At 71.2% G+C, this 3,746-nt stretch carries 5 protein-coding genes; all 5 read right to left on the reverse strand.

What is annotated here, in order from left to right:
• On the reverse strand, positions 1–266 hold a 266-nt coding region (locus tag V5A19_RS13985; RefSeq protein ID WP_332327966.1), incomplete at its 3' end, for an EscU/YscU/HrcU family type III secretion system export apparatus switch protein.
• Entirely contained in the window at positions 263–1,684 is a 1,422-nt protein-coding gene (locus V5A19_RS13990; RefSeq protein ID WP_332319665.1) for a hypothetical protein, read from the reverse strand. The genes V5A19_RS13990 and V5A19_RS13985, both read right to left, overlap by 4 nt.
• A 368-nt stretch (positions 1,685–2,052) precedes the next feature.
• Complete coding sequence (locus tag V5A19_RS13995) at positions 2,053–2,691, reverse strand: hypothetical protein (protein ID WP_332319666.1); 639 nt, start codon at positions 2,689–2,691, stop codon at positions 2,053–2,055.
• Complete coding sequence (locus tag V5A19_RS14000; RefSeq protein ID WP_332319667.1) at positions 2,688–3,434, reverse strand: FliA/WhiG family RNA polymerase sigma factor; 747 nt, start codon at positions 3,432–3,434, stop codon at positions 2,688–2,690. Before V5A19_RS14000 ends, V5A19_RS13995 begins: the two co-directional genes overlap by 4 nt.
• A 14-nt stretch (positions 3,435–3,448) precedes the next feature.
• Positions 3,449–3,746: hypothetical protein (locus tag V5A19_RS14005; RefSeq protein WP_332327967.1), on the reverse strand; the 298-nt coding region annotated here is incomplete at its 5' end.

Genomic DNA, 3,746 nt, shown 5'->3' on the forward strand with positions numbered 1-3,746 from the left:
TAGATCTCGGCCAGGATCACGGCCATGGCCTCGTAGGTCTCGGGGGGGATCTCGGCACCCAGGTCGAGGCGCGACAGCACCTCCACCAGGAATTCATCCTCGCGGATGGGCACGCCGCTTTCGGCGGCGCGTTCCAGCAGGCGTTCGGCCAGGGTACCGTAGCCCTTGGCGGACAGCACCGGGGCCTCGGCCTCCTGCGCCCGGTAGCGCACGGCCACCGCCCGGCGCACGGCCTGGGAGGGGGAGGACGATTGGTCGTCGGTCATGCCCGGGCGCTCACGGTCCGCTCGAGGGCCTGGGCCCGCCGCAGCGACTCCGGGGGATTCCCCAAGCCCGGATCCGGGCCCTCGATGCGCAAGGTGATGGCCTGGCCGGCTTTGCGGCACAGGCGCTCAAGACGGGGCTGCTGCTCCTCCAGGGCGGCCATGGTGGCGGCGCTTTCGCAGCGAACCCGCCAGATCCGCCCCTCACCCAGGGGCAGGATGAGCTCCATGCCGCCCAGGCGCTCGCTGGTGAGCCAGACGCGCAGGGTCTGGGCCTGTTCCGGGCCGGCCTCCTCGCCTCCCTCGGGATGGTGGCGCTCCGGGACGTGGATCCAGGCCCCGGAGCGCTCGCCGGAAAGGGGCAGGGGGATGAAGGCCCAGCGGTCCAGCAGAAGCCTCCCCTTTTCGGTGAGAAGGCGCTCCGTCAGGGAACCGCTGCGGTCGGCACGCTCGCCACCGGCCGTCTCGCGTGCCGGCTTGAGCAGGGCCTCGAGCCAGTGCCGGGCGGCATCCCGGCTCCCGGCGATGCGCTGGCCGCCGTCCCCCTGGGTATTGAGAAAAGCGGAGACCAGGCCCTGGACCGTGCGCTGGGTCGCCTCCGGCGACCGGGGCGCACCCCTGCCCTCCGCCCCCGCGGGCGAGGGAGGCATCGGCGCCCGGCCTTCGCCCCCCGGCGCCGCGGCGGAGCCTCCCTGGGACCCTGCCGAAACCGCCGACTGGGTGCCACCCGAAGCGGAGCCCGAAGCCGCTGCCTGGAGGGCCCCCTGGCCCAGCGACGCCGCTGCCTGAAAGGGGACCCGCGGCTGGGCCCATTGGCCCGGGTCCGCCACCCGCACCAACCGAACCGGCGCATTCTCCGCCCCGCCGATAAGGCGGGCCGTGGCCGGCAGGGAAGGCGAGCGGGCCCCGGGCCGGAGCGGGCCGCTGTCGGCCTCGCCACCGCGGGAGGCAGCTCCCGAGCCGATCCCTCGGATCACCAAAGGCATCCGCCCCGGCCCGCGATCACCGCCCGGGCTGCCGCGCTCGGCTCCCTGCCCCTGGGAAGCGCTCAGACCGCCGCTTCCGGGCTGGGGCGCCGAGGGCAGGGGCCACGGATGGCGCTGCAGCATACCCCCGAAGCGCTGGCTGACCCGGTCCAGGATGTCCCCCCGGTTCATCACGTGCAGGTAGACCCGGCTGCCCTGGATCTCCGGCCGCACCAGCAGCCGGTTGCCTTCCGTTAGCCCGGGCCGCTGGGGCTCGCCCTGAACATTGTGCCCGAGCATGCGCAGAATCGGCTGCTCGCCGCCGCGCACCACCCGTGCCGGGTAAAGCCGATCCGGCTGCAGGGTGGGCGTCCCCGGCCGGCTCTGGCCGACCCGGATGGGCGAGGTCTCGACGGGGCGCGAGCCCGGTATGGGGCTGCTGGGTGTCTCCGCCATGGGAATGCCTTCTGGAACCGGAGGAAGGGACCGAGGGGCCTCCCCCTCTTATCGCAGAGTTGGCCGTGGGCTTGAAGAGGGAAGTGAGGAGTGAAGGGTACCGGCGGAAACAGCGCGATCCGCAGATGGCGCAGATGGACGCAGATAGGAAAGCGAAGTTAAAAGGCAGGCCTACTTGATCTAGTTGGACCTTTTACTGGAGCCGGGGTCCTATCGGGAGGCCTTGCGCAGCCTCGAACTCGGGACCTTAGCCAGGCTCTTGCCGTATCTGCGTGCATCTGCGCCATCTGCGGATAACCCGCCGTCGGGGTTTTTGCCGTTACTCCTCACCCCTCACCCCTCACCCCTCACGCCTCACCCCTCACTCATCACCCGCCCCCGCGCAGCTTGGCGATGAGCTCCCGCTCCTCCTCGGGAGGCTCCCCTCCGGGGCGCGGCCCGGCTTCCTGGGTGGCGGCCTCCAGGGCGCGGTAGAGCATGCGCTCGTGCTCCAGGCGGTCCGAGCCGGCGGGCCGCTCCAGGGTCTCCTGGAGCTGGTGGAGGAGACGGCGCTCCCGCTCGGTGCGCTCGCTCCCCGAGCTTTCCAGCAGGTGGGCAATCTTTTCCCGCAGCTCCTGGGCCTGGGGCTCGGGCTCCGCCACCCGGTCGAGCTCGATCTCGGGGGCCTCCTGGCGGGAGGTTGGGGCAGTCCTGGGATCAGGCCGCCCCCGAGGGCTCGGGTCCCCCGACGGTTCAGGGCCCCGGTGTCGATCCGGGTGGTCGTACCGGCGCCCCCTGCGGTGGTCGCTTCCCGGCTCCTCCTCGGCCGAAGACGACGCCGCGTCGGCGGCCTCCAGGGTCCGCTCCAGGCGGCGCTGGAGCTCATCCAGCGCGGCGGTGGCCTCGGCGGTCCGCTCGTCCACCTCCTCCAGCACCCCACGGAGCCGGCGAGGGCGCAGGATCTCCAGCACCACCAGGACGCCCAGCAGGACCACGATCAGGCCATCCAGCACCGCCACCAGGCTCATTCGTCGCCACCCTGGGCATCCCAGCCCAGCCGGCTCCGGAGCCGGAGCACCGCCTGGGTATGGAGCTGGGAAACCCGGGATTCGGTGACCTGAAGCACCTCGCCCACCTCCTTCATGGTGAGCTCCTCGTAGTAATACAGGGCCAGCACCAGCTTCTCCCGCTGCGGCAGCTCCTCCAGGCCCGCCGCCAGCGTCTCCACCACCTCGTCCAGCTCGAGCTGCTCGAAGGCCTCCGAGTCCTTGCCCCGGTGCAGCCAATCGGATACGTCCTGCCCCGGCAGGTCGCCGTCGGGGAGCTCCAGGTCCTCGATGGCCATAAGCGAGATGCCGCGGACCTCGTTCAGCAGCCGGAAGTATTCATCCTGTTCGACACCGAGGAAGTTGGCCACCTCCTCAGCGTGGGCCGGCCGGCCGTGCTTTTGCTCCAGGGTGGCGAACGCATCCTCCAGGACGTGGGCACGGCGCCGGGTCTCGGTGCCCATCCAGTCGGCCCGACGCATCTCGTCGATCATGGCACCGCGGACGCGATAGTCGGCGTAGGTGCGGAATTGCACCCCGCGGGACGGATCGAATTTCGCCGCCGCCTGGATCAGGGCCACCATCCCGGCGTTGAGCAGGTCGTCGCGCTCAAGCCCATTGGGCAGGCGCATGACCAGGCGCTCGGCGTGATAGTAGACGACGTCGCCGAAATCGTTCAGCAGGCTGTCGGGGTCGTCGGGATCGACGGTGGAATAGCCACGCATTGGCGGCGGTGCCCCTATGCGCCTTCATCGCGCGAGTTGGATTGGCGATCCGTGGCGCTCGAGGGGGCCTCGCTGCCCTCGTGGTCGCCCTCCCCGGACCGGGAGGAAGGCGGCGGTATCTCGAACGGATCGCCCAGCATGAACACCAGCATGCCGCAGAACGCGCCGAACGCCAGGCCGCCGACAGCGGCCCGGAACAGCAGGGTCCCCAGGCTCAGGCCCTGCAGCAGTCCCAGGAAATAAACCACGGCCAGCCCGGCGGCCAGGCCGAAGGCGAAAGCGGCGCGTGGTGGCAAGATAGCCCTCCATGGG

Source organism: Thiohalorhabdus sp., from assembly GCF_036628635.1.
Lineage (GTDB): Bacteria > Pseudomonadota > Gammaproteobacteria > Thiohalorhabdales > Thiohalorhabdaceae > Thiohalorhabdus.

Excerpts from the sequence above, each read along its gene's own strand:
- V5A19_RS13995 (WP_332319666.1), bottom strand. The coding sequence starts at position 2,691 with ATGAGCCTGGTGGCGGTGCTGGATGGCCTGATCGTGGTCCTGCTGGGC.
- V5A19_RS13990 (WP_332319665.1), bottom strand. The coding sequence starts at position 1,684 with ATGGCGGAGACACCCAGCAGCCCCATACCGGGCTCGCGCCCCGTCGAG.
- V5A19_RS14000 (WP_332319667.1), bottom strand. The coding sequence starts at position 3,434 with ATGCGTGGCTATTCCACCGTCGATCCCGACGACCCCGACAGCCTGCTG.